Raw genomic sequence first — 26078 nt, forward strand, 5'->3', positions numbered from 1 at the left:
AGTTTTTAAGCACTTAAAGATTCAACCAGTTTTATACATTCAACCGCTTCTTTTACATCATGAACACGTAATATGGAGGCTCCTTTTTGCAGAGCAATAGTGTTTAATATTGTAGTGCCGTTTAAGGCGTCCAGAGCAGAAATTTTTAATTTTTTATAGATCATAGACTTTCTGGATATACCAACCAATAAAGGCTTTTCAATCATTTTAAAAAGTTCCAGAGTATTCAACAACTCATAATTCTGTTCTAAGGTTTTAGCAAATCCAAAGCCGGGATCAATTATAAGATCTACAATTCCTAAGGATTTTGCAGCTTTAATACGTTCAGAAAAATAGAGTATAATATCATTGGTCAAATTATCATATTGAGTTTGTTGTTGCATGTTTTGCGGAGTACCACGCATATGCATCATAATATACGGTACATGCAAACCTGAAATGGTTTGCAACATGTTGGGGTCCAGGTTTCCGGCAGAGATATCATTAATTAATGCTGCTCCGGTCTCAATACATTGTTTGGCAACCTGGCTTCTGAATGTGTCAATAGACAATAAAGTTTCAGGAAACGCTTTTAAAATCAGATCAACAATGGGTAAAATTCTTTTCAATTCATCAGCTTCACTAACATGATTGGCATTTGGCCTGGAACTGTAAGCTCCAACATCAATAAAAGTGGCACCTTCAGAAAGCATTTTTTCAACTTGATTTAATACATCGCTTTCATTTTTATAGATACTGCCATCATAAAAAGAATCTGGAGTAATATTTAATATTCCCATGACCTTTGGAGTGGATAAATCAATGAGTTGCCCTTTACAATTTATAGTCATTTATACTGTTTTGTATGGTGTTTGTACATAGTTTAAAACTTTAAACCGGAAACTTTGAAGGTTTTAATTATTTATACGAAATTTACACAAAATTCATATTTATACATGCAAGATACTTCAAAACAATACGATGCCATAATAGAAACTTGCAAAAGTTTATTTATAAAGAAAATGAGTGATTATGGAAGTGCATGGAGAATCCTTAGGTTGCCCTCTCTAACAGATCAAATATTTATTAAGGCACAGCGCATTAGAAGCTTACAGCAAAATGAAGTTAGAAAAGTTGATGAAGGCGAAGTAAGTGAATTTATAGGAATTATAAATTACTGTATTATGGCCCTAATTCAATTAGAAAAGGGTGTTGTTGAGCAACCTGATATGTCTACTGAAGAAGCCACAAAGCTATACGAAGAAAAAATAGCTATAACAAAACAGCTCATGGAGGATAAGAATCATGATTATGGTGAAGCGTGGCGGGATATGAGAGTAAGTAGTTTAACCGATTTAATTTTACAAAAGTTATTACGTGTTAAACAAATTGAAGATAATAAAGGTAAGACTCTGGTTAGTGAAGGCATTGATGCTAATTATCAAGATATGATTAATTATGCCATATTTGCCATGATTTTACTTGAGCAGGATTCAGAATAAATTCCAATTTTTTAAAAATTTAAATCATAATGAAAGTATTAGTAGCATTAAGTAGAATATTTGTTGGGGTTTTATTCATTATCTCAGGGTTTATAAAGCTGAACGACCCACTTGGGTTTTCATATAAATTACAGGAATATTTTGGTTATGATGTGTTAAATATCCCTTTTTTAGAGCCCTATGCGTTAGGAATATCTATTTTGGTTGTGGTGTTTGAAGTTGTTTTAGGAGTTTTCTTATTGATAGGCTATAAGCCAAAATTCACAGTATGGAGCTTATTGCTTATGATTTTGTTTTTTACGTTTTTAACGTTTTATTCAGCATATTTTGATAAGGTAAAGGATTGTGGTTGTTTTGGAGATGCATTAAAATTAACACCATGGGAAAGTTTTACTAAAGATATTGTATTATTGGCCTTTATTTTGGTGTTGTTCTTTGGGGTTAAATACATTACCCCCATATTTGGTAAATTACCAACAACAGTATTGGCGCTATTGAGTTTTATACTAAGTTTATGGTTTGGATATCATGTACTGGAGCATTTACCGGTAATAGACTTTAGAGCCTATAAAATAGGAGCAAACATCACTGAGGGGATGTCAGTTCCTGAAGATGCTCCAAAACCTGTTCAGGAATATACATGGACGTTTAACGTTAATGGGGAAGAAAAAGTTATAAAAACAAATGGCTCATATCCTTCGGTTGAAGGCGACTTTATTGGTGTTGATACCAAAGTTATTCAAGAAGGGTATCAACCACCTATTTATGATTTCTCGATAGAAAGTACTGATGAAGATCTTACTGAAAGTTTTTTAAATGAAGCCCGTTTAATTGTGGTTATATCTTATAGCCTGGAAAAAATAGAAAAAAATGGGGCTTTAAAATTAAGATCTTTACAAGACCTGGCGATGAAGAAAGGCTATAAAATTATAGGATTAACGGCATCAGGTGAAGATGCCAAACAACGTATTAAAGACACGTATAATTTAGATTTTGATTTTTATCTATGCGATGAAAAGGCTCTAAAAACAGTAGTGCGATCTAATCCGGGGGTTTTAGAACTGAATAAAGGTACTATTAAGCAAAAAGTACATTGGAATGATATTGAGCTTTTAGAATTATAAAGCATAAAAAGATGATTAAAGCAAAAAGTATAAAAAATAACCTTTATAGTTCCCAAACAATAAACAACTGATAAACTATCTATTACATAAAGTCTTTTATGCTATACTCACATTATTTGGAGTAATAACAGTTATTTTCTTTTTATTTAATGTACTTCCCGGTGATCCGGCACAAATGATGCTAGGGCAAAATGAAGATAGTGAACAATTGGCATTAATTAAGCAAAAATATGGATTTGACAAACCAATAAGCACACAATATTTATACTATATAAATGATTTGTCTCCACTCTCATTTCATTCTAATAATCCAAAGGATTATACATTTATGAGTATAGGAAAGTATAATGGGAAAAAACTATTTTCAATAGGAGAAACAACTGTGATATTGAAATATCCATATTTAAGAGAATCTTTTACAAAGCAAGGCAAATCTGTAAGCCAGGTTTTGGGCGAAACACTACCAAATACATTTGTATTGGCAGTTTCGGCAATAATAATAGCTATGATTTTAGGAGTTTTACTTGGTATTGTTTCGGCATTATATAAAGACCAATGGCTGGATAGAACTATTCAGGTTCTAAGTACATTGGGAATGAGTATCCCGTCATTTTTTAGTGCCATCTTATTTGCCTGGTTTTTTGGTTATATACTTCATGAATATACCAATTTAGAAATGACAGGAAGCCTTTATGCACTTGATAATTTTGGAGAAGCCATGCAAATCAAATGGAAAAATTTAATACTACCGGCTATTGTTTTAGGCATTCGTCCGTTGGCAGTCGTAATCCAATTGATGCGTAATTCATTATTAGAGGTATTTAATCAGGATTATATTAGAACGGCCAGGGCTAAAGGGCTTAGTGAATTTCAAATTATAAAAAGGCATGCGGTTAAAAATGCATTGAACCCTGTAGTTACTGCAATATCAGGTTGGTTTGCCTCAATGTTGGCAGGAGCAGTTTTTGTAGAGTATATTTTTGGGTGGAATGGCCTTGGAAAAGAAATAGTAAACGCCCTAAATACTTTAGATCTGCCAGTTATTATGGGGTCAGTATTAATTATTGCCTTGTTATTTATAATTATCAATATTTTTGTAGATCTAATCTATGTTTGGTTGGATCCCAAAGTTAAACTTGAATAGTTTGTTGCATATGTTAGTTCAATGTAAATATAAAGACTGATAAGGCATAAAAACAAACACATTAAAAATGAAAAAGATGAACTACTTACTGGTTTTATTAATTAGTGTTTTAAGTTGTAATACAGAAACACCTACTAAATTTTCTGAAGAAGCTTTAAATGATACCTTTATAAGTTTAGAGGGTAATACTATTGCTTTTAAAGATATTTTAGAACAACACAAAGGAAAATCAATAGTTATTGATGTTTGGGCGTCGTGGTGTGGAGATTGTATAAAAGGTATGCCAAAAGTAAAAGCATTACAAAAAGAGTATCCGGAGGCGAGTTATATCTTTTTGTCTTTAGACAGGAAGCAAGGTGCGTGGAAAAGAGGAATTAAAAAATATGACGTTCAAGGGGAGCATTACTATATGAAATCAGGTTGGGAAGGGCCTTTGGGAAAATTCATTGATTTGGATTGGATACCAAGATATATGGTTGTTGGCCCTGAAGGGGGTATAAAATTGTTTAAAGCTATAGAAGCTGATGATAATCAGGTAACCAAAGCTTTAAAATAATTACTTTTGCATTTTAATATTAACAAATAATAAAAAGCCTTTTGGTGAAGAAGGTTAAAAACAATTATGAGAAAACAAATTGTAGCAGGAAACTGGAAGATGAACAATGATTTATCACAAACAGAAGCACTTATTACAGATTTAAAAGCACAGGAAAAGACAACAAATGCAGAGGTAATGGTTGCTCCAACCGCAGTGAACTTGTCTCAGGCTTGTAATAGTGTCAAAGGTTCAAACATTGAAGTTATAGCACAGAACATGCATTTTGCGGAAAATGGAGCTTATACTGGTGAAATTAGTGCAGATATGCTAAAAAGTATAGGTGTAAACACTGTTATTTTAGGACATAGTGAGCGTCGTGAGTATTTTAATGAAACCGATGAGATGCTAGCTAAAAAAGTTGATGCAGCTTTAGCTAAAGGGATGCGTGTTATTTTTTGTTTTGGAGAAGAATTGGCAGATAGAAAAGCAGGTAATGAAGAAACTGTGGTTGAGAGTCAAATAAAAAATGCACTATTTCATTTAGAGGCCGCTGCTTTTCAAAATATTGTTTTGGCCTATGAGCCGGTTTGGGCTATAGGTACAGGAGAAACGGCTAGTCCGGAGCAAGCTCAGGATATGCATGCGTTTATTAGAAAAACATTAGCAGATACTTATGGAACGGAGGTTGCAGATAATATGTCTATCCTATACGGAGGAAGTGTTAAGCCGGCAAATGCTGAGGAGATTTTTTCTAAACCAGATGTTGATGGAGGCTTAATAGGTGGTGCATCACTTAAGGCAGAGGATTTCTTCGCTATTGTAAATGCATTTTAAATAATTTATTTGGCGTTACCTTAATCCCTAACGCTAAAATAAAAATCATAAAAGTGTCTTGTTAGAAGCATTTAACAAGGCATTTTTTAGTAGCAAATACCAAGTAAGGGTATTCCCTGATTTTTTATAAATCAGGGAATGCCCTTACTCTTTTTTATAAGGCTGAAAGTAACTTGCAAATAGTTATTAATCAATAAAAGTAAGTCTTATGAAAATTTTAAAATTTGCCCTTTTAGTAATGATATTTAGTAGTTTGTTTGTGCAGTGTACATGTTCTGACGAACTGGAGGATGATAATGAAGCTCCTGTCATAGAAGTGCTTTCTCCAAATGACAATGCCATTTTTTATACTGAGGATAGTACAGAGGTCATTACATATATAATAGCGAATGCTACTGCAACAGACAATAATAAAATTGCCAGCGGTTCAGTGACTATAACTAATGTTAACGGAGACATTGTTCATTCACATTCAGAATCCACATTTGAGGTTTATACCTCCTTTTCAACTTTAGAACCCGGAACATATACAGTAACTTTTGAATTTACAGATCCTAACGGAAATACTTCATCAGTATTCAGAAATATAGTCTGTCAAGAGTCAATAGATGACGGCGAAGGAGAAGAGCAAGCAAAAAAATACTAGAATGAAAAAGCTCATAGTACTCTTTCTGTTCTTTCCAGCCCTTTACTTCGGTCAACAAGGGATTAATTACAAAGCTGTGATTTATGATGATGGTACTGTTATACAAAATCAACAAATTACGTTATATTTTACCATAATTGAAGAAGCAATTACAAATGTTTATGCTGAAACCCATGTCTTAACCACGGATGAAAACGGTTTAATAGTAACGGATATAGGGGAAGGCACAACAACCTTAGGAGATTTTGAAACTATAGATTGGACCAAAGAGCAGTATCTAAAAGTACAGATAAACAAAGGTAATGGTATTGAAAACTTAGGAACCACGGCTTTTAAACATGTACCCTATGCTTTACATGCCAAAACAGCCAGCACTATTACGGGTACTATTCCTAATGTAGGAAACCTTGTAAAGGTTATAGAAAATGGTAATACGGGTTATCGGCTGATAGATTCACCGGCACCCCACCATGGAGATATAGGCGCTAACGCTATTGATTTGTCCAATCAGTCTTATGAATCTGAAACCTCAGGTGCCACAGGAGAGAGTGCTTTTGCAGCTGGAGATAATACTAAGGCCACAGGGGTGGCTTCCGTAGCACTAGGCCAAATAACAGAAGCCGTAGATTTTGGTGTGGCCATGGGATATGGGTCTAAAGCATTAGATAATTATGCAACGGCAATAGGCTATAATAACATTGCAAATGGAAGGTATTCCACTTCAATTGGAGGTAGTAATTATTCTGCAGCCGATCACTCTACTACATTGGGGTGGGGTACAAGCGCGCGAAGCAACTCAGAAATAGCAATCGGTAGATATAATACTGTTTATGTTCCGGGATTAAGCTCAGGGTGGGACTTAAATGATAGGTTATTTGTTATAGGTAACGGTAGCAGCGCAGGTAATGAAAGTGATGCGCTAATCATTAAAAAAAGCGGTAATACAGAAATAAATGGTTCATTAACCATAGATACTGCCAATGATGATACCGGGTATACCTTGCCTGCTACCAAAGGAGAACAAGGGCAAGTATTGGCAATGAATGCGGGTAACTCAGGGACGCATTGGAAAGCAGCAGGCCATCTTGTAAAGGTTAAAGATGATGTTAACGGACATATGGGGTATAGGTTATCCAATATTAATTATGCGGCCTACGGCACTATTGGAGCCAATGCAGTGGATTTGTCCGTGCAAACCACCTCACCATCAAATAAAGGGGCAACAGGAGAAGGGGCTTTTGCATCCGGAATAAATACTGTCGCATCCGGAAGAATGTCTGCGGTCATGGGAAATAATACAGAAGCATCCGGCCGGTTTGCTTTGGCCTCAGGCTATTATGCTACAGCTTCAGGAGATGTAACATTTGCTATGGGGGACTATGCAGAGGCCTCTGGTAGTCATGCTATAGCAATGGGAAGGGATAATGTTGCCTCAGGAGGAGAGTCTATGGCCATAGGAGGGAGTGGGAACTTAGCTTCCGGAAGATCTTCGGTAGCTATAGGACTAAACAACGTTGCTTCAGGAATTCATGCAGTTGCCTTAGGCGTTGGTAATATTGCCAATGCAGATCATCAAATAAGTATAGGTAAGTTTTGTACAGATGATACAGGTTCTCCCAGGCGCCTTTTTGTAATCGGTAATGGATTTGATCCTACTTTAAGGAAAGATGCATTAGTAGTATTAGAAACAGGTGATACAACAGTAAATGGGGACACAACGATTAATGGCGATTTAGAAACCGATGAAATTCATGCCGAAGATTCCGGTGATGCAGACATGAAAGCCTACATCTATGGTATGGTGTCCTCCAGCGGTGTTAAATCCGTTGCATCTTCAGGAGGTTTTATTGTTCAAAAAATGGCTTTAGGGGTATATAGAATTACCTTTAATAATCCGCCTCCCAGCCATGTGTCCTACATGGTTATGGCTTCTCTGAATAATTTAGGATTTGTGAAAACAGACAGAGCTCAAAATTACATCACCATAAGTACTTATAATGCTTCCGGGATATTATCAGACAAGGAATTCAATTTTGTAGTTTATAAAAAATAAGCACAATGAGAAGGATTACATTAGTTTTGGTACTTATTGTTTGTCAGTCTTCCTTTACGCAGGTAGATATAAAAGTGTTTAGTGTTGATAGTGGAGGCGGAAGCTTTAATGTTTCAACGGTCTCTGTAGTATCAACGATTGGCGAAGTAGTTATTAATGAGTATTCCGTAAATACACTTGGAGTATCTGAAGGATTCATTGGGAAAAGTCAATTAGATAATCAAGTTGAACAAAATTTAAATTGTGTAGCACCACCAAATAGTTTAATAAGTTGGTGGGCAGGAGAAGATAATGCCAATGATTCTGTAGGTAGCAATGATGGAACCCCACTTAACGGTGTGTCTTATACCTCTGGGGTTGTAAATAAAGCCTTTTTGTTTGATGGTGTAGATGATGTGGTTATAGTACCCAATAGTGCAAGCTTAAACATTACAGGCGATCTTACAATAGAATTATGGGTACGTCGAATAGGTTATGCTAACAGGTCTCAAACAGTTATCTGTAAAGGAGCTGGTTATGTGCCTGATGACAAGCCTGCAGTATTTGCCATGCGTTTTGAGAACGATTTAACGGAGTTTTTGTTTGAAGACATTAACGGAAACAATGTAATTACTAATGGTCCGGCCTATGAAGATTCACAATGGCACCATTACGCTTATGTGCGTCAGGGTAATCAACATATAGTGTATGCCGATGGCTTTGATTTTGGGTGGACTTCATTTTCAAATCTGCCTGAAAGTGCAGATGGTTTACCATTAACTATTGGTGCACAGTATCATAACCCAACCAATGCGCAATACGATTACGATCATTTTTTTCACGGTGAGGTAGATGAAATAGGGGTTTATAATAGAGCATTATCAGAATCAGAAATTCAAAGTATTTATAACGCAGGTAGCGATGGTAAATGCGCCACAACCTTGAATATTGAGGATTATGATGTTGTAGAGAATAAGATAAGACTATATCCAAACCCTGTTAAGAATATGTTTATATTAAAGTTAAATGAAACCCATAAAAATGTGTCATTAGAATTATATGATGTGTTTGGGAAGAAGGTAAAAAGAATAGAAAATTTTAGATTTAGATGCGGCTAAAATCAATATTAGCGATCTTAAGAACGGACTATACCTCTATGTAGTTAAAAACAAAACCGTTATCTTAAAATCAGGTAAACTGATTAAGCATTAATAGTCAATATTTTTATTACATTTAATAAATAAATTTTATCCTTTTGAAAAAAGTAATTAGCGTAAGCCTTTGCCTTATTTTTAGTTTATGTTTAGCAGCACAGACAAACAAAATTATTGATAGTTTAAAAGTAGAACTCAAGTATAGTAAAGCTGATACCATAATTTCCCAAACGTTGAATGAATTGGCGTATTACTATTTATATGAAAATACAGATAGTGCTTTAGTTTATGGCAAAAAGGCGTTAAATAAATCCAGAGCAGTTCATGATGTAAAAACTGAAGCAAAAGCCAATTTATATATTGGTAATGCATTTTTGTTTACCAATCGTTATGATTCTGCAAGGTTTTATTATAAACAATCATACAAGATTTTTGATGAAAAGAGACTAGACAAATCTGCAATATATTCCTCCTTAGGGATGTTATATAAATCTGAAGGAAACTATGAAAAGGCTATCGAAACTTACTTTAAAGGAATTACTTACGATGAGAAGAATTCCAACGAATATGGTAAGTTTATTAAGCTTCTTAATCTAGCCAATGTATACTCCATTATAGAAGATTATGAGAAAAGCTTAGAGTATGGGTTTCAGGCAGAAAAGATTTCAAAGAATTCGGAGAATCCAAATATAAATTATGCTCTAGGAACAATCCTTAATAATATTGGAGGGAGCTATTCAAAATTGAAACAGTACGATAAAGCGTTAGAATATTTTAATTCGTCATTGTCGGTAAATATCAAGAATGAAAATCGTAAAGAAATAGCGAGAAACTATAACAATATAGGAGCAATTTACGAAAAGAAAGGAGAGCCTCAAAAAGCTCTAGCTTTATTAAGAAAGGCTCTTGAAATTAGAGAAAGACTTAAAGATGAGGATGAAATAGTAGAAACTCATTTAGAATTAGCTATTTGTTATAGTAAGCTTTCGAAAAAGGTATTGGCGAATTTCCATTTTGAAAAAGCAAGCTTTCATGCCAAAAAGGTAAATGATTTGGCATTGCTTTCAGAGGTTTATAATGCAAAAAGTGAAGCAAGTTTGGCCAATAATAATTTTAAAGAGGCGTTGGAAAGTTTTAAAGCGCATTCGATTTACAGAGATAGTATTCTAAAATTGGAAAACCTGAAAAATATTAATGAGATTGAAACTAAATACGAAACGGCTAAGAAAGACAACGAAATTGCTACCCAACAATTAGAACTCAAAGGCAAAGAAGCTGAAATTCAAAAAGAGAAAACCCAAAACTATTACATGTTGGGTACTATTGTGTTTTTAGTAGTGGCAACAATTTTATTGGTATTTTTATTTAAGCAACGTCAAAAAAGGAAAAATCAAGAGTTGTTGACTTTAAAGCGTGAATTTCAAATAAAAACCTTAGAATCTTTAATTGAAGGAGAGGAAAAAGAACGCCTACGGGTGGCTAAAGAATTGCATGATGGAGTAAATGGCGATTTATCAGCTATCAAGTATAAACTATCATCACTTTTAGAAATGAATAATAATGTGATTAAGGAGGCCATTACCATGATAGATGATTCTTGTAAGCAGGTGAGGGCCATTTCTCATAATTTAATTCCACCATCCTTGGAAAACTTTAACTTACAAGAAGCAACTCTGATATATTGCGGTAATTTGAATGATGTCACCCCAAACCTAGACATCACGTTTCAGCATTTAGGAGAGGCTATAGATTTGCCTAAGAAAGCCGAGGTTAATGCCTTTAGAATCATTCAGGAATTGGTAACAAATGCCATAAGACATGCGGAAGCATCTAGCATTAATGTACAGATAAGTTCTAGATATAACATTATACAAATTACAGTAGAAGATGATGGAAAAGGCTTTGATGAAAATAATTTAGAAAGTGACGGCATTGGTTTAAGTAATGTACAATCCAGAGTAGCTTATTTAAATGCTACCACAGATTTTATATCTAATAACTACGGAACCTCTTATACGATAGATATTGATAAAGATAAATTAAATGGTAACTAAAATAGCAATAACAGATGACCATGAAATGGTGCTACAGGGCATAGTCTCTATGCTTGAAAACACCTCAGAAGTTACCTGTGTCGGTACTTATAAAAATGCTTCTGAAACTATAGAAAACATCTCAAATGATAACCCTGATGTGTTATTGTTAGATATTAATTTACCAGATATAAATGGTATAGATTTAAGTAAGCAGTTGCTTAAAAAACATCCTGATTTAAAAATAATAGGTTTAACAAATTTTGAAGATATTTCATTTGTAAAGCGGATGCTTAAAAATGGCGTGCACGGGTATTTGTTGAAAAATACGGACAAATTAGAGCTCATTACAGCTATTACAACTGTACTTTCGGGAGAACTATTTTTACAAAAGGATATCCATAAGAAACTATGGAGTCAGAACAATACCGCCTCAGATAATGGTTTAAAACCGAATTTAACGAGACGCGAACACGATGTTTTGGTTGCTATTTCGGAAGAGTTGACCACTCAGGAAATTTCAAAAAAATTATTTATTAGCCCTAAAACTGTAGAAACACATCGTATGAACATTATGAGTAAACTAGGAGCAAAAAACAGTGTAGGGATAATTAAAATAGCACTAGAGAAGGAGTTGTTGTAATATTAACATCTATATTTGTGGTCAAAAAATAAACAGACCATGTCCAACATCATTTATATGGGTTACGAGTTTAAAGTAGCTCCCTTACAGCCAGCTGTGGAAATCTTGATTGCAGAATTAGGTTATGCTGGTTTTGAGAGTTTTGTAGAAAACGAAACAGGTGTTACTGCATATATTCAAAAGGATGATTGGTATGATGCTATTTTAAACAATATCCACATTTTAAATTCAGATGAATTTGAAATAACCTATACCTTTTCAGAAATAGAACAAACCAACTGGAATGCAGAATGGGAAAAGAATTTTAACCCTATAGTCGTGGATGGAGTTTGTGCTGTTAGGGCTCCATTTCATGAATCGTTCAATACAGATTATGATATTATTATAGAACCTAAAATGAGCTTTGGAACGGGGCATCATGAAACCACTCATATGATGATTCAGCAGCTTTTAAAGAATGATTTGAAGGGCAAATCGGTTTTAGATATGGGGTGCGGTACAGGTGTCTTAGCTATATTAGCAGAGTTAAAGGGTGCAAAGCCTATTGATGCAGTTGATTATGATAACTGGTGTTATTTAAATAGTATAGAAAATGTTGAACGCAACCGTTGTACAAATATTACGGTTATAGAAGGTGATGCTTCTGTTCTTAAGGGAAAGACCTATGATATTATAATAGCCAATATAAATCGTAATATCTTATTACAGGACATGGCAATTTATACCTCGTGTTTAAATAAAAACGGAACCTTGTTTTTAAGTGGTTTTTACAATGATGATATTCCAATTATTAAGGCTGAATGTGAAAAGCATCTGTTAAAATTTATAGAAAAACTGGAAAGAAATAACTGGGTGTCCTTAAAATTTTTAAATTAGTGGAGTGATTTATCTCCAAAATTATTAGCACTATGAGTGGAAAAGAGAAAATATCTGAAGAACTACTACTCGAAGAAGATGTTTTAAAACTAAATGAAATTGTATTGCACAATGATGATGTAAACACGTTTGACCATGTTATTGAAACCCTCATATATGCCTGTGACCATACTTCAGAACAAGCAGAACAATGTGCCCTACTTGTGCATTATAAGGGTAAGTGTACTGTGAAAACAGGGGAGTATGACGATTTAAAGCCGCGTTGTTCAATGCTTCTTGAGGCAGGGCTTAGTGCCGAGATCATTTAAGTGTTAATTACTCACTCGTCCTATTGCACAACTAACAAAAGACTTAGCTTTTGTAGTTAGGGCATTTTTGCTACCTACAACCGGATATCCTATTTTGTTTAATACCTGTCTTACCTCTAAAAGAGTAGAATCATTTTTATGAACAAATGTAACAAGACTGCTTTCTGTATTTATATGCAAATCTGAAATATCTTCCAGATTAGCTAATTTGTTTTTAATGGTATTGGCGCAACCGTTACATTTTAAATTTTGTATTTCAATACGTGCTTGCATAAATTCCAAGTATTATAAAGTTGAAGGACAAACATAGTTAGTTGTAGGCAGATCAGAATTTTTAATTGCAGAAAACCCTCCCGCAATATCAATAACATTAACCCCTCTGGCTTTTAAGATAGAAGCAGCAATAACAGAGCGATACCCACCGGCACAATGTATGTAATACTCCTGGTTTTTGTCAATAACATTCATATTTTCATTGATATAATCAAGAGCAAAGTGTTTGATTTGATCTCCTTTTAAATGTTCAGATTTATACTCTCCGTCTTTTCTAACATCAAGAACATTAATACGATCACTGTTAAATATTTTAGAAAATTGGTCTACAGGAATGGAAGTGATACTTTCAATGTCTTTCGCTGTAGCTTTCCACGATTCGATACCACCATTTAAATAACCTAATGTATTATCGTATCCAACACGAGATAACCTTGTAACGGTTTCCTGTTCTTTTCCACTGGGTGTAACTAATAAAATAGGTTGTTTTAAATCTGTAATTAATGCGCCTACCCAAGGAGCAAAACCTCCATTTAATCCTATAAAAATAGAGTTTGGAATATGTGCTTTAACAAAATCTTGTTCTGTTCTTACATCCAGAACTAAGGCTCCTTCAGTATTTGCCAAATATTCAAATTTTTCAGGAGTTAAAGGTGTATTTCCTTTTTGTAAAATAGAATCAAAATCATCATACCCGGATTTATTCATCATAGCATTTTTTGCAAAATATTGAGGAGGAGGCGCAATACCGTCTAAAACTTCTTTTATAAATTCAGCTTTAGTCATACTGGCTCTTAATGCATAGTTGGTTTTTTTCTGATCACCCAATATACCAATGGTTTCTTTGCTTAAGTTTTTACCACATGCAGACCCGGCTCCATGTGCAGGATATACAATTATATCATCCGGAAGTGTCATTATTTTTTGTCGCAATGAATCATAAAGCATCCCCGCTAAATCTTCCTTGGTCAAATCAGATTTGATGGCAAGGTCAGGTCTGCCTACATCTCCCAAGAATAAAGTATCTCCTGAAAAGATAGCGTGCTCCTTTCCGTTCTCATCAACTAACAGAAAAGTAGAAGACTCTAAGGTGTGTCCGGGAGTATGCAACACTTTAATGGTTACATGTCCTAATTTAAAGACTTCATTATCTTTGGCAGTATGAATATCGTAAGTGGTTTCTGCACCGGGGCCATACACAATAGTAGCTCCCGTTTTTTTAGCTAAGTCAACATGACCCGAAACAAAATCAGCATGAAAATGTGTTTCAAATATGTATTTGATTTTAGCATCCTCAGATTCAGCTTTATCTACATATTGTTGTGTTTCCCTTAAAGGATCAATAATAGCAACTTCACCATTTGATTCAATATAATAGGCTCCTTGAGCTAAACATCCTGTATATATTTGTTCAATTTTCATTTGTATGTTATTTTTAATTCTGTAAGACGTAATATGCTATTAGAATTATTATTGTATTTGAATTAATTGCTTACCTCTCGAAATAATTTTATCCAAAATTACTAAACCTTAATGGTATACTCTGTGACTAATGTCACATTACGCTATCTTAACTCTTTGTAGATAATATAGGTTGCCATTATAAGAACAAAATAGCCAAAGCTTTTTTTCAACTTTTGACTGCTTATAAACTTTGAAAGAAAAACCCCCAGGATAATTCCTAATATAGCTATTAATGTAAAAGATAAAAGAAACAACCATTCTATTTCTAAAGTTTGCATATCTCCTGTAAAACCTATTAATGAATTAATAGTTACAATAATCAATGAGGTTCCTACCGCTCTTTTCATTGGAATATTAGCCCAAAGTACCAGTGCAGGAACATATAAAAAACCACCGCCGGCCCCTATAAGACCTGTTACAGTACCTATTACCAAACCTTGCATAAAGGTTTGGTAATAAGGTTGTTTTACAGAGGTTTCTGATTGCTCTTTTCGTTTCCTTATCATTGAAATTGCTGCTAAAAACATGATAAAAGCAAAGAATACCATGATAGCCATGTCATTGGTGATATTAAAACCATTTACCGAAAAAATAGTATCCGGTATATTGGGTACCAAATACCGGCGTGTCAAATAAACGGCAATGAATGAGGGGAAAGTGAATGCTAAACCTGTTTTAAAATCTACCATTCCTTTTTTATATTTTTGGTAAGTACCTACCATTGAAGATGTTCCTACAATAAAGAGGGAGTAGGCTGTTGCTGTAATAGGGCTATAGCCTAAAAGGTACACTAACAACGGAACCGTAAGTATAGAACCGCCACCTCCAATTAGCCCTAAAACTAATCCAACAATCAATGCGCCAATATATCCTAGTATTTGGGTGCTATCCATATTAATGAGGGAGTTTGTTTTTTAATACCCCATAAATGAAAGTGCCTAGTATTGCAGCCGCAATTACAATAATCATACTCCAAACACCGGTACCTAAAAGAATATACATAGGACCGGGACAGGCCCCAATAAGTGCCCAGCCAAAACCAAAAATGGTTCCGCCAACAATATATCTAATAACCCCCTTTTCTTTTTTAGGAACAAAAATACTGCTCCCCTTAATAGATGTTATCCATCCTCTTTTAGAGGCTTGTAAAAACAAAATTCCGGAAGCTATAGCCGTTCCTATTATACCATACATGTGAAAAGACTGAAACCTGAACATTTCATAAATACGATACCAGGATACTGCTTCAGATTTTACTAAAACAATACCAAAGAAAATACCAACCAGTAGATATTTTAAAAATTTCATAGTCAAAAGATTAAAAGATTATAGGTAAAAGAAAGTTGGTCATTATTAAGCCACCAATAAAAAAGCCAATAACAGCTATTAGTGATGGTCTTTGTAAGCTGCTAAGCCCAGTTATTGCATGTCCGGAAGTACATCCCCCGGCATAGCGAGTACCAAAGCCTACTAACAAACCACCTATTATCAGGAGTGCCAATGCCTTAGGCGAAGCTAAAATATCCAGGCTATACATTTCATCAGGAACTAATGTCGCTCCGGGTGTTTTAAAACCCATATTTTGTAATTCAGTAACTGTAGCTGGGTTGAGCGTTGTTCCATTGTCATTTGATAAATAGTTAACAGCTATATAACCTCCAATAATAGCTCCGGCTACAACGGTCAGGTTCCACAGTTGATCTTTCCATTTAAAATTGAAAAACTCAGTAAATCTTCCGGCACCTCCTATGGCACATAAGGTTCTTAAGTTTGATGACATACCAAATGTTTTTCCAAAATAGAGAAGAAGTGCTAGTACCAATGCAATCAATGGCCCGGATATATACCATGGCCATGGACTTAATATAAATTCCATCATTATTTAGTGATTTTGCACAAATTTATAGCCTTACCAGCTATGTTTTTGTAATAAATGTTACTTAGCCTTAGATGTGCTTTATATTTAGTTAGTTATTGAAGCGGTTCAGTTAGATCCACTAATTACCTGAAAATAGAGGTGTAGAAGAGTGTATAGGGTGGTGTCATGAGGTTTTAAATGCTAAAAACCTCAATTTTATTTCTGCTTAATTTGATTTTGTTTTCGTTTTCTAATTGTTTTAGAAGCCTTGAAATAACAACGCGTGAGGTATGTAAGTCTTCAGCAATGTCCTGATGTTTGATTATAACAATATTTGAGGCATGTAACTTAGTTTTATTATACAGGTATTTGTACAAACGCTCATCCATTTTCATAAAAGCAAGATTATCTATGGTTTCAAGCATTTCGTCAAAACGTGTTTGATAAGCTTCTAAAATAAAATTACGCCAGCTTTTATTATTGTCAAACCATTTTTGCATATTTTGAACCGGAATCATAATAAGGCTGGAATCCATTTCAGCAACAGCTCTTATTTTACTTTTAGTAGTGCCCATACAACAGGTTAATGACATTGTACAGGTTTCACCGGCTTCCAGGAAATAAATAAGTAGTTCGTTTCCTTCATTATCTTCTCTAAGTATCTTGATGTTTCCACTTAATAGCAGTGGGATGAATTGTAACGGCTGATTGATGTCAATTATAATGTCATCTTTTTTAAATGTTTTGAAAACACCTATGTCATGGATTTCTTTGATAAGATGCTCATCTAAAATATGATTGTACTTTTCTTGTAATAAATGTTTTGTCATAGCTCAAAAATAACATTTAATAGTTGAATAAGTCTTTTATTTATAATTAAATATAGTGTTTGTAAGCCTTCATTAAAATAGGTATAGCTTAGTTTTACGACTAATTATATATTTTACATACCGGTCATATAAAATTATACCTCAAGTTCTAATTAGAGTGTATTGTTTTTAATTAGTAACAATTAATAATTACAATTTTACACAAAAAATTGGTCGGCTTTTAATAAAAAATGTATATTTGCACGCACAAAAAAGGCCTCGTGGCGCAACTGAATAGCGCATCTGATTACGGCTCAGAAGGTTGCAGGTTTGAATCCTGCCGAGGTCACTTAAGAATGAAAAGTCTGCACAAATGTGCAGACTTTTTTGTTTGGATGAAATTTGAATTTATTCAAGGATTGAAATACAAACAAAAAAGCACAAATCTCTGATTTGTGACTTTCCATTTAGACTATGGAGCATAAAGGATCTGCAATCCTGCCGAGGTCAAGAATAAATCAACAAAAAATTGAAGATGAGCGAGTTCTAAGTAAAAGAGCTCGCTTTTTTATTTAGGGGGGGAAGAACTGTCTTCTTTTGTTGATTTTCAAAGCGGAGCTTTGTCGGGATCATGAAATAATCCTGCCAAGGTCACAATAAAAACCCGTATATATCTTGTAATTAAGTTGTTGTAGGTGTTTTATTTTCAGCGCTATAAAACTGCATTTTGACCATGCTGTTCATTGTACTTTCCATATTACCTTTTTACCATTTTTCTCCTCTAGTAAAACCAAATAAGGTTTGGGTGTACTTCCGTCAAAAATCAATTTAGATGAAAACAGAAGCTTTTCATGGCCTAAAAAAGCTACCCAATGAGGCGTTAGCGGTTCTTTTTGCTGAAATATAGTTTGTTTTTTTCCGCTTTCATCAATAAGTTCAAAAGATCTTTTGCCCCAATAAGCAAAAAGTAATTTTCCGTTTTTGTAATCTATATCGAATATCTGGTTTCTATTTAAAGGTGCATTTTTTACGTCATTGTCTATTAACTTATTCCATTGTTTCAAAATAGTTCCATTTTGTTGGGTCAGATAACAGTCATTGCTATTTAATAAAAGGATTTGGTTGTTTTCAACAGCTCTTATTCTATTAATGGGTTGGTCGAATTCAAAATATTTTAAAGGTTTTTTGCCTTTTTCAAGACAATATATTTTAGGAAATTTGCCAAAGACCATTTTATCGTCGGAAAGCATAAAAAAACCGCTTTCACCAATTCGCCATTCATCCTTGAACCAATTCCAGATTACTTTTGGTTCTGTGTTTATAGTGGTTTTCAAGACTCTAACTTCAAAATCTTGCGTAGTTTGTAGATGTCTTCTTTCTATAATATAGATTTCGTCTAAGTTGTTGTAAAGCATAAAATCACTTGCGGTATATTCAGACTGGATAAATATTTTAGGTTTTGACTCTTTGTTCCAAATCATTATACAAGCTTTATGATTAGGGTCATCAATAGGGTTTATATAAGACCAAAGAACATTATCTCCAACAGTTATCATATTTCCAGTCGGATGTGCAAAAGTGGCTAGAGATGTAAAAAGTATTGATGCTATGATTATTATGTTTTGCGTTTTTTTCATTGAATTCGGATTTTGTTCTTTTAATGACCGCCAATGGTTCGTTTTTATTCTATTAGGTCATAGTGTTGAATTACAATCCCACTATCACACGTAATAGACTTCCGTAACTTAAGTTGTTGCCAATTATCTAATTGGTTAAAAATAGGTACACCTTGCCCTAATACAATGGGGTTGACAAATAAATGAAATTCGTCTATTAAGTTTTCTTTGACCAAAGCTGAGACAAATGAACTACCTCCGTAAACAATAATATCTTTACCGTTTTCATTCTTTAATTTCTTTACTTGGTTCACCAGGTTTCCTTTTGCAAGTACCGTATTTCCCCACTTAGATTTTTCAAGGGTTTTCGTAAAAACGATTTTCTTTTGACGTGCTTTGATTTTTGATAACTCATACATCGGGTCGTTTTGTTTTGTCGAGATCTCAAGCCAATATGGAATATAGTCAACCGCTAATTTTCTCCCAATAATCTCAGTATCGGCAGAGTCCGCTAATTCCAAGACATATTGTTTGATTTCATCCCATGCCCATGTCACCCATTTTTGCTCGTCATTTGGACCTGTTGAATTAAATCCATCCAAGGAAACTTGCATTTGTAATTTTAATTTTCTCATGATATGAATTTTTTCTTCTAATGACCTCCAACGTCGAACTAAAATGAGTATGCGCTCTAGTTACTAAAAGCTTTTGTTTTCAGTTGGTTTTGAAACAATTCGTATAATTTTACTTTGTTGTTTCTCCATTGTTTCACCTGATTTATTCAATAGTTTAATAAGTCAATCATAAAATTAAGGTACTTTAACTTAGGTTCAAAATCTGGTCGCAATAACTAGCTAATTAAATTATTAGAATACCTGTGTGCTTTATTGGTCAGAGTTAATAATGATCATGTTTAGGGAATAGTATTTACGGATACTTGTCTGATAATCATTGGAATAATAGGGGTTTAAAAGGCCCTGGTGTAAATTGAGATTACTTAATAGCAAAAGGAGCTACAATTTTACAAATAGAAAGAGCTAAGCACTGATAGAGTATTTTAAAAGCAAAAGGGTTTCATAGATAAATTTTCTTGGTTATAATGATTAAATGTGTAGAAAATTTTGTTTCTTAATTTTTCATAAATAACAAAATTCAAAATCTATGGAAATTTATGAAGTAAAAAATATTTCTGATGATATTTTAAACGCTTTTAAAAAACTAATACCACAACTTACAGGTGCTAATGTATTTCCTGAAAAAGAAGACATAGAAAGCATTATAAACACAGATAATACCGTGATGTTTGTTGCAAAAGAAGAAGGCGTCATTTTGGGTACTCTAACGATAGTATTTAATAAGATACCTACCGGAAGTAAAGCCTGGATAGAAGATGTAGTAGTTGATGAAACAGCAAGAGGAAAAGGAGTGGGTAAAAAACTAACACAATTTGCAATAGATTATGCTTTGGGTAAAGGCATTACAAAAATAGATTTAACATCAAGCCCGGAAAGAATAGCAGCAAATAAGTTGTATCAAAAACTAGGTTTTGAAAAACGAAAAACGAATGTGTATAGGTATGGTTTAAAATAGTTGAATTTCAAAAAAAACATACCTATTTAGTTTTATAATTTATATATAACTGCTATAACTAGTGGTTCCATAATAGAATATCCAAGTTTATTTGGATGAACACTATCATGAGCATACTTTTTGGGTAAGCCTTTTTGTCATCTACCAAAACAGCATGATAATCTACATACAAAATGTTATTCCTTTAACTTATGTGTACTATTCTATAACTCACCTGATCCAAATGTTAATGTATAATCAGGTTATAAATTATCTTGAAGCAAGAAATGTTTTTCTTCAATATTTTCGGCAGTAGTTCCCATTAAAACAGGTAACGCCCCCTGAGTCATTGTTTTGTAAAATATGTCTTCTGTTTCCACCTTTTTGACCTTTATCTTACTGTTTAACCTTAAAGATGAAAATTACAGGAAAACATGAATAATAATAATTAAAGTAATGATTATTTATTATAACCAATGTTATTGCTATTTTTATAAAACTAAAAACTGCCATCGATGATATGCACTACGATCCAATCGCTTTTAGAGGAAATGAATATTTCAAGATTTCAAAAGCATCAGGATTTCCATATCTTAAAGTTCAAGGACCATTTGGATGATATCCCAATGGAAACCGATACGAGGCAATGTGACTTTTTTCAAATAGTCATTACAAAAGAGCATAATGTTGAAGTGGTTGTGGATAATGTTACATTTTCGGCTCTGGATCACAGCATTACTTTTATGGCACCGCTACAGATGCTTTCAACCAAAGTAAGAAGCATTGAACATTTAGGGGTAGGATATATGTTGGTCTTTAATTCTAGCTTTTTGCGTTTGGGGCTTTCAAACTTTAGCCTGTTTCAAAAGTTCCCATTTTTCAACATAAACCATTCTCCCGTTTATTTTTTAAAGAAGAATGAAGGGTTATTTTTTAATTTAATGGAAAACATCTATAATCTTTTTCAAGACTATAGCGAAGAGAATATAGAAATCATCCGTTCATATCTGGTTATTTTGCTCTATGAAGCGCGTAAGTCATTTTTAGGTGGGAGCATTAAGAATAGTGTGACTACCCGGTACAATGAAATAGCATTTTCTTATGAGAACCTGATCAAGACCAGCCCGAACAAGAGAGTCTCTTTGGAATATTATGCAAATAAACTCAATATAAGTACCATTTATTTAGCTGAATGTGCGAAGAAGGCTACAGGAAAGACCGCCAAGCAAATCCTGACCGAATATATTATTCTTGAAGCATCGTCATTATTATTGCAATCAAGAAAGACCATTGATGAAATTGCCTATAGTGTAGGGTATTCAAGTGCTTCCAATTTTGCTCTTTTCTTTAAAAAACATACCGGTTTAACACCATCAAATTATCGTAAAACACACATATAATCCATCTTAAGATCAAGGTATACCATAACCGGAATAAAGAACCTGATTATCTGCTAAACATTAGTTTTAAAAATCATTGACCTTATTTTTAATAATATTTACCTAGTTTTTGATATTAAAAAAATGGTATTGTCCATGTACATTTGCATCAAATTATCATAAAAATATTTATTATGTCAAAATCTATAACTACTAAGTCTAAAAGAGATTTTATCTGGCTGATGCTTACCTTTATTTCGTTGACAGGTTTGGGAACAGTCGAATTATTTGAACAGATTACGTATGTGACCAACTGGCTTGTTGGAGATCCTGTTGTTAACGCTGAGCGTTTTAGGCAGTTTCACCATGCAGTGGATGCCGGGGTATTCCATTTTCCTGTTTCCACTATTGTTTTGATCGGGTTTATAATGCTGGTCATAAAAAAATCCGGTTTCATGCAAGATCCAGTCCAAAAGAGAGCCGTTTGGATAGCGTTTATTGCATATTTGATTACTTACGGGATCTCTATATATATAATTACGGGAATCAACGTACCAGTATTCAATGAAAATATTGTGCCTGTCAAATCCATACCTGGAAAGTTAAAAGCATGGGGGATCTTAAATATTTTCCGTTTTGTACTACCTGCTTATGGAGTTTATAAGTTGAGTAGCCTATTAAGGTTGAAATAAATCAACAAAAGGTGTCAATGATGAGATCAATACTAATCTTTCCATAAGATAATTGATACGTAATGTATTTTAAAACTCATAATTGACACCGGTTTTTTTCTCACTAAATTCCCATAAGCTTTTAGCCTGTGTTTCGTCAAAAACGATCTCTTTTAGTTTTGAAGGTTTTGGATACCCTCTTATAAACCACCTTGGACCAAAATATGTTTTCCCTTCAACATTTTCGGCAGTAGCTCCCATTAAAGCAGGTAGAGCACCAATTTTTACGGGCTGAGCCATTGCTTTATAAAACCAGCCCTCCGCTCTTCCTTTTTGCCCTTTAGTGGCTGAAAGACCGGGGTGTGCTCCCACAGAAACAGCAGAATAATTATGTCTTTTGAATAACCGGTCTAATTCAACCATAAAAAGCAAATTAGCTAATTTACTGGCACCGTAACATTTTACTCTGTCATACTCTCGTTTTTCCCAATTCATATCGTCAAAATCCAGTGAAGCAAAAAGGTAACCACCACTTGACATGGTAACTACCCTTGCATTAGGTGATTGTTTAATTTGTGGCAGTAGTAGCCCTGTTAATGCAAAATGGCCTAAATGATTGGTAGCCATATGCATTTCAATGCCATCTTTAGTGACCTGATACTCTTTAAGGCTAACTACTCCTGCATTATTAACCAGTATATCTAATTGCTTATGTTTTTGTTTAAATGCGTCTGCAAATTCCTTAATTGAGTTTATATCTGTTAAATCCAAACAAATGACTTCATAATTAATTTTTTTATTAAGCGTTTTTTCTATGGCTTGAATAGCCTTTAAGCCTTTTTCTTTTGTCCTGCAAGCCATGACAATTTTAGCATTTTTACGAGCTAATTCTAAACTGATTTGATAGCCCAGCCCAGTATTACCACCGGTTATTATAGCAACCTTATTATTAAGATCAGGGATATTATCTTCATTCCACTTTTTCATAGTTCTTATTTTTGACAAATTATTCTTATCACTGTTAAACCAGAAGTGCAAAATTGCAGACAATAAATCGTTTAAAACTGAAACTAATTTCAGAAATCAAAGTTTATGCTTCAATTTACTCAGCCATTGCGGGGTAATTCCCAAAAAGTTGGCAATATACTTTGAAGGAACCTGCTGAATGATCTGCGGTAAGTTAGTATGAAGGTATTGCAGCATTTCTTCGCTATTCAAACTAATTAGCATGGCTCTTAATTCATTTTTATCCAACAGGGTCATTATTCCATAGTTTTGGAAAATTTCGGCAAATTCAGAATCGCTTCTAAGTTCTGTTATAGTATCTTTAGAAATTTCAATCAGTTGAGAGTTTGTAAAGGTAGCAAGACGGTATTTAGAAGGTTTATCATAGGCGAATGATTCGGCAATCGTAGCTATGGGATGATAGTCCGGAATAAAGAAATTTATGGCCCTTTCTTCTCCTGTTGTTGGATGAATGTGGTATAGTACAACACCTCCCTTTTTTACAAAAAATAATTTCCGGGCTATTTCATTAAATTCAATTAATGTTTTATGGCTTTGTAAATTAACAGGGGTGCCTGCTTTTTCAAGTTTCCGGGATAGTATGTTGAAGTCGTTATTAATCATTTTTAATATTGGTAAGGCGCACCATGTCCTTTATACAAAAAAATCATATAGCTCAGTTTAAGTAACCAAGATAGCAAAAAGTGCGAAGATTTTCCAGAAGGTAAATCAGGCTTACCTGTCGGCAGGTAGAAGCCACACATTTATAGATTTTGTTAGCTCTCGTTTTTTGCCCATTTAACAGTGGGGTCAATCCATTCTGCCAGAGGTTTGAAGATAAACCCATGACTTTTACCGATTTGCATGTAGAATCTGAAAAAACCTGCTCGCAGCTACCTCCAATAGTATCCGATTCCTCAAAAATGGAGAGAATTCTTCCGTAAAGTTCAATGTCATAATTCATTCTAACCCAGTTATTACAGTTGGCCAATATGATGTAGTTGATATCCTTATTTTGTAATTGAGTTGACGTAAGCATTGCAATAAGAGCTCCCTTTGAGGCTCCTACAATAGTTATGTTTTTTGGATTAGTTCCTGCATCAATCAGCTGTCGGACTTGTTTTGTCAGTTTAATTGCGTATTCATTAACATTGGTATATTTTCTTTTTCAATTATTCTACTGTCCGTAATTACAAATGTATATTCGGTATCAATATTTCCAGTTGAAGGTTTCAGTTTATAACAATAATCAATTATCTTTTGTAATTCATTATGTCTAGGTTAATATAAATTAACAAAGCATACAATCCTTGAATGTATGCTTTGCTTTTAACTTTGATTTTTTTTAATAATATAACAATGCTATACCTTAGTCATTGTTATAAGTATAAGTATACGTTGTAATATCACCTTCGTCATCTTCTGTAGTTACTCTAGGGAAACCAAAAGTAGTATATGTATGCGTATAGGTATAACTGTTATTAGTTGAAGTTGCAGTCTCTACAATGTCTTCGGTTAGTAAGTTGTTTAAAGCAAAATTTAAAGCATAGCTGTTTTCAGAATTAATTGTTAGTAAAATATCCCTATTAGCTATGTTCTTAAAAGGACCATTCTTACTGTCATAGGTGTATGTTGAGTTGTAGACGCCTCCTTCATCAAAGCTTACTATATTACCATTGTTGACTGTATGTTTATCAGGAGTGCCATTAGTATATGATGTTGTAATTACTGAGTTATTAGCATTGTAAGTTACAGTATAATCATAAACTCCTATGCCTACTATATTCGTTGAAATTGTTGCTATTCTTTCTTGAGCATCATAAGTGTAAGACTCTAAAATCCCCGGGTTTGGTGAGTCATAGTAATTAATTTCAGTTAACTTATTATCCTCATAGATATAATCTGTATAGTAGCCATCTGAAGATTCTTCTTTTATAAGTGTCATACCACTATAAGTATAGTGTAAAGTTTCAGTGGCGCCATTAGAATAGGCTATATCTACTTTAGTTGTTAGAATATTATTTGATGTATCAGGTGAACTTGATTCATCGTCAGAATTACTTTCACAAGACATTAATGATACTGATAAAAGAACAAATGTGTAAAATACTTTTTGCATAAATTAAAATTATTATTGATTAAATGGATTTTTTGAAAGGCAAACTTAGTTGTTTAGTTTTTTAATTGAATATTTTTAATACAGTTTTTTATAAAAAATCCTACGTTTATGTAGACTGCTTTGTTTTTAATAATGGTTACCGATGGTTTTACCAAGTTTGAAAGTGCTAAACAATTATGTAGTTATGTAGGTGTAACACCAACAATAAGAGAATCATGGAGCAGTGTAAGAGGTAAGAGTAGGATAAGTAAAGTTATAAGTAAGGTAGGTAATAAGAAGTTGAGGGATTTATTGTTTTTATGTGCTTTTTCAGCATGTAAACATAATAAAGCCTGTAGAGAATTGTAGCTAAAGGAAAAAGTAAGAAATTGGCATTAATTGCAGTGTCAAATAAGTTATTAAAACAAGCGTTTGCCATAGCGAAAATCGGATTGCCTTATGATGAAAATTTTGATTCTAAATTAAGTTAAAAAGACTTGTTTTTTAACTCAGTTCTTTGTTG

The 26078-nt window shown here is 33.7% G+C and carries 27 protein-coding genes, 1 tRNA gene and 1 pseudogene; 17 read left to right on the forward strand and 12 right to left on the reverse strand.

Going from position 1 to position 26078, the window contains the following annotated elements:
* Window positions 1–5: 5 nt before the first annotated feature.
* Window positions 6–830 carry a dihydropteroate synthase gene (gene folP / locus VOI54_RS10710; RefSeq protein WP_326282785.1) on the reverse strand — a complete coding sequence of 275 codons (825 nt, stop codon included), beginning with the start codon at window positions 828–830 and terminating at the stop codon, window positions 6–8.
* A 105-nt stretch (window positions 831–935) separates the two neighbouring features.
* Between folP and VOI54_RS10715 the strand changes: the two genes are divergently transcribed.
* The 12 genes from VOI54_RS10715 to VOI54_RS10770 all read left to right on the forward strand — a co-directional run bounded on the left by VOI54_RS10715 (window position 936) and on the right by VOI54_RS10770 (window position 12813).
* Window positions 936–1481, forward strand: a complete 546-nt coding sequence (locus tag VOI54_RS10715) for a DUF1599 domain-containing protein (protein WP_326282786.1) — start codon at window positions 936–938, stop codon at window positions 1479–1481.
* A gap of 29 nt (window positions 1482–1510) precedes the next feature.
* On the forward strand, window positions 1511–2605 hold the full coding sequence (locus VOI54_RS10720) for a BT_3928 family protein (RefSeq protein WP_326282787.1): 1095 nt from the start codon (window positions 1511–1513) through the stop codon (window positions 2603–2605).
* A 67-nt stretch (window positions 2606–2672) separates the two neighbouring features.
* Complete coding sequence (locus tag VOI54_RS10725) at window positions 2673–3749, forward strand: ABC transporter permease (RefSeq protein WP_326283155.1); 1077 nt, start codon at window positions 2673–2675, stop codon at window positions 3747–3749.
* Between the two features lie 76 nt (window positions 3750–3825).
* On the forward strand, window positions 3826–4305 hold the full coding sequence (locus VOI54_RS10730) for a TlpA family protein disulfide reductase (RefSeq protein ID WP_326282788.1): 480 nt from the start codon (window positions 3826–3828) through the stop codon (window positions 4303–4305).
* Window positions 4306–4371: 66 nt separating this feature from the next.
* The gene (gene tpiA / locus VOI54_RS10735; RefSeq protein WP_326282789.1) at window positions 4372–5121 is read left to right on the forward strand and encodes a triose-phosphate isomerase; all 750 of its coding nucleotides are present in this window, start codon (window positions 4372–4374) and stop codon (window positions 5119–5121) included.
* Window positions 5122–5329: 208 nt separating this feature from the next.
* The gene (locus tag VOI54_RS10740; RefSeq protein WP_326282790.1) at window positions 5330–5767 is read left to right on the forward strand and encodes a hypothetical protein; all 438 of its coding nucleotides are present in this window, start codon (window positions 5330–5332) and stop codon (window positions 5765–5767) included.
* A 1-nt stretch (window position 5768) separates the two neighbouring features.
* Window positions 5769–7820 carry a DUF8740 domain-containing protein gene (locus VOI54_RS10745; RefSeq protein ID WP_326282791.1) on the forward strand — a complete coding sequence of 684 codons (2052 nt, stop codon included), beginning with the start codon at window positions 5769–5771 and terminating at the stop codon, window positions 7818–7820.
* 5 nt (window positions 7821–7825) lie between these two features.
* Entirely contained in the window at window positions 7826–8917 is a 1092-nt protein-coding gene (locus tag VOI54_RS10750) for a LamG-like jellyroll fold domain-containing protein (RefSeq protein WP_326282792.1), read from the forward strand.
* Between the two features lie 137 nt (window positions 8918–9054).
* Entirely contained in the window at window positions 9055–11007 is a 1953-nt protein-coding gene (locus VOI54_RS10755; RefSeq protein ID WP_326282793.1) for an ATP-binding protein, read from the forward strand.
* Window positions 10997–11629 (forward strand): response regulator, encoded by a 633-nt coding sequence (locus VOI54_RS10760; protein WP_326282794.1) that lies wholly within the window; start codon window positions 10997–10999, stop codon window positions 11627–11629. The genes VOI54_RS10755 and VOI54_RS10760 overlap by 11 nt, the downstream gene beginning before the upstream one ends.
* Window positions 11630–11668: 39 nt before the next feature.
* A complete protein-coding gene (gene prmA / locus VOI54_RS10765; protein ID WP_326282795.1) occupies window positions 11669–12505 on the forward strand; it encodes a 50S ribosomal protein L11 methyltransferase in 837 nt (278 codons plus the stop codon).
* A 32-nt stretch (window positions 12506–12537) separates the two neighbouring features.
* Window positions 12538–12813 carry an ATP-dependent Clp protease adaptor ClpS gene (locus VOI54_RS10770; protein ID WP_326282796.1) on the forward strand — a complete coding sequence of 92 codons (276 nt, stop codon included), beginning with the start codon at window positions 12538–12540 and terminating at the stop codon, window positions 12811–12813.
* A gap of 3 nt (window positions 12814–12816) precedes the next feature.
* On the opposite strand, the gene VOI54_RS10775 is transcribed toward VOI54_RS10770, so the two are convergent.
* From VOI54_RS10775 to VOI54_RS10800, 6 genes are all read right to left on the reverse strand, one after another.
* On the reverse strand, window positions 12817–13086 hold the full coding sequence (locus VOI54_RS10775) for a heavy-metal-associated domain-containing protein (RefSeq protein ID WP_326282797.1): 270 nt from the start codon (window positions 13084–13086) through the stop codon (window positions 12817–12819).
* 12 nt (window positions 13087–13098) lie between these two features.
* Window positions 13099–14508 (reverse strand): MBL fold metallo-hydrolase, encoded by a 1410-nt coding sequence (locus tag VOI54_RS10780; protein WP_326282798.1) that lies wholly within the window; start codon window positions 14506–14508, stop codon window positions 13099–13101.
* Window positions 14509–14651: 143 nt separating this feature from the next.
* A complete protein-coding gene (locus VOI54_RS10785) occupies window positions 14652–15443 on the reverse strand; it encodes a sulfite exporter TauE/SafE family protein (RefSeq protein WP_326282799.1) in 792 nt (263 codons plus the stop codon).
* Between the two features lies 1 nt (window position 15444).
* Window positions 15445–15858: a DUF6691 family protein gene (locus tag VOI54_RS10790; RefSeq protein WP_326282800.1), complete on the reverse strand. Its 414-nt coding sequence runs from the start codon at window positions 15856–15858 to the stop codon at window positions 15445–15447.
* Window positions 15859–15868: 10 nt separating this feature from the next.
* Window positions 15869–16426 carry a YeeE/YedE family protein gene (locus tag VOI54_RS10795; protein WP_326283156.1) on the reverse strand — a complete coding sequence of 186 codons (558 nt, stop codon included), beginning with the start codon at window positions 16424–16426 and terminating at the stop codon, window positions 15869–15871.
* Window positions 16427–16602: 176 nt separating this feature from the next.
* Entirely contained in the window at window positions 16603–17238 is a 636-nt protein-coding gene (locus tag VOI54_RS10800) for a Crp/Fnr family transcriptional regulator (protein WP_326282801.1), read from the reverse strand.
* Between the two features lie 254 nt (window positions 17239–17492).
* Between VOI54_RS10800 and VOI54_RS10805 the strand changes: the two genes are divergently transcribed.
* Window positions 17493–17566 (forward strand) — tRNA-Arg (locus VOI54_RS10805).
* Window positions 17567–17957: 391 nt separating this feature from the next.
* On the opposite strand, the gene VOI54_RS10810 is transcribed toward VOI54_RS10805, so the two are convergent.
* Together VOI54_RS10810 and VOI54_RS10815 are read right to left on the reverse strand one after the other, a co-directional pair.
* A complete protein-coding gene (locus VOI54_RS10810) occupies window positions 17958–18854 on the reverse strand; it encodes a hypothetical protein (protein ID WP_326282802.1) in 897 nt (298 codons plus the stop codon).
* A 44-nt stretch (window positions 18855–18898) separates the two neighbouring features.
* On the reverse strand, window positions 18899–19468 hold the full coding sequence (locus VOI54_RS10815; RefSeq protein WP_326282803.1) for a dihydrofolate reductase family protein: 570 nt from the start codon (window positions 19466–19468) through the stop codon (window positions 18899–18901).
* 526 nt (window positions 19469–19994) lie between these two features.
* Between VOI54_RS10815 and VOI54_RS10820 the strand changes: the two genes are divergently transcribed.
* The 3 genes from VOI54_RS10820 to VOI54_RS10830 all read left to right on the forward strand — a co-directional run bounded on the left by VOI54_RS10820 (window position 19995) and on the right by VOI54_RS10830 (window position 22473).
* Complete coding sequence (locus tag VOI54_RS10820) at window positions 19995–20423, forward strand: GNAT family N-acetyltransferase (protein WP_326282804.1); 429 nt, start codon at window positions 19995–19997, stop codon at window positions 20421–20423.
* A 494-nt stretch (window positions 20424–20917) separates the two neighbouring features.
* On the forward strand, window positions 20918–21802 hold the full coding sequence (locus VOI54_RS10825) for a helix-turn-helix domain-containing protein (protein ID WP_326282805.1): 885 nt from the start codon (window positions 20918–20920) through the stop codon (window positions 21800–21802).
* Between the two features lie 173 nt (window positions 21803–21975).
* Entirely contained in the window at window positions 21976–22473 is a 498-nt protein-coding gene (locus tag VOI54_RS10830; RefSeq protein WP_326282806.1) for a hypothetical protein, read from the forward strand.
* A gap of 69 nt (window positions 22474–22542) precedes the next feature.
* On the opposite strand, the gene VOI54_RS10835 is transcribed toward VOI54_RS10830, so the two are convergent.
* The 3 genes from VOI54_RS10835 to VOI54_RS10845 form a co-directional block, all read right to left on the reverse strand.
* A complete protein-coding gene (locus VOI54_RS10835; protein WP_326282807.1) occupies window positions 22543–23439 on the reverse strand; it encodes an oxidoreductase in 897 nt (298 codons plus the stop codon).
* Between the two features lie 96 nt (window positions 23440–23535).
* Window positions 23536–24081, reverse strand: coding sequence for a Crp/Fnr family transcriptional regulator (locus tag VOI54_RS10840; protein ID WP_326282808.1), 546 nt, complete (start codon window positions 24079–24081; stop codon window positions 23536–23538).
* A 745-nt stretch (window positions 24082–24826) separates the two neighbouring features.
* Window positions 24827–25576: a hypothetical protein gene (locus VOI54_RS10845; protein ID WP_326282809.1), complete on the reverse strand. Its 750-nt coding sequence runs from the start codon at window positions 25574–25576 to the stop codon at window positions 24827–24829.
* Between the two features lie 114 nt (window positions 25577–25690).
* Here VOI54_RS10845 and VOI54_RS10850 point away from each other — a divergent pair.
* Window positions 25691–26046, forward strand: a pseudogene (locus VOI54_RS10850) (transposase); the annotation flags it as partial.
* Window positions 26047–26078 lie beyond the last annotated feature (32 nt).

Source organism: Alterotamlana spongicola (assembly GCF_035818475.1).
Taxonomy (GTDB): domain Bacteria; phylum Bacteroidota; class Bacteroidia; order Flavobacteriales; family Flavobacteriaceae; genus Cognatitamlana.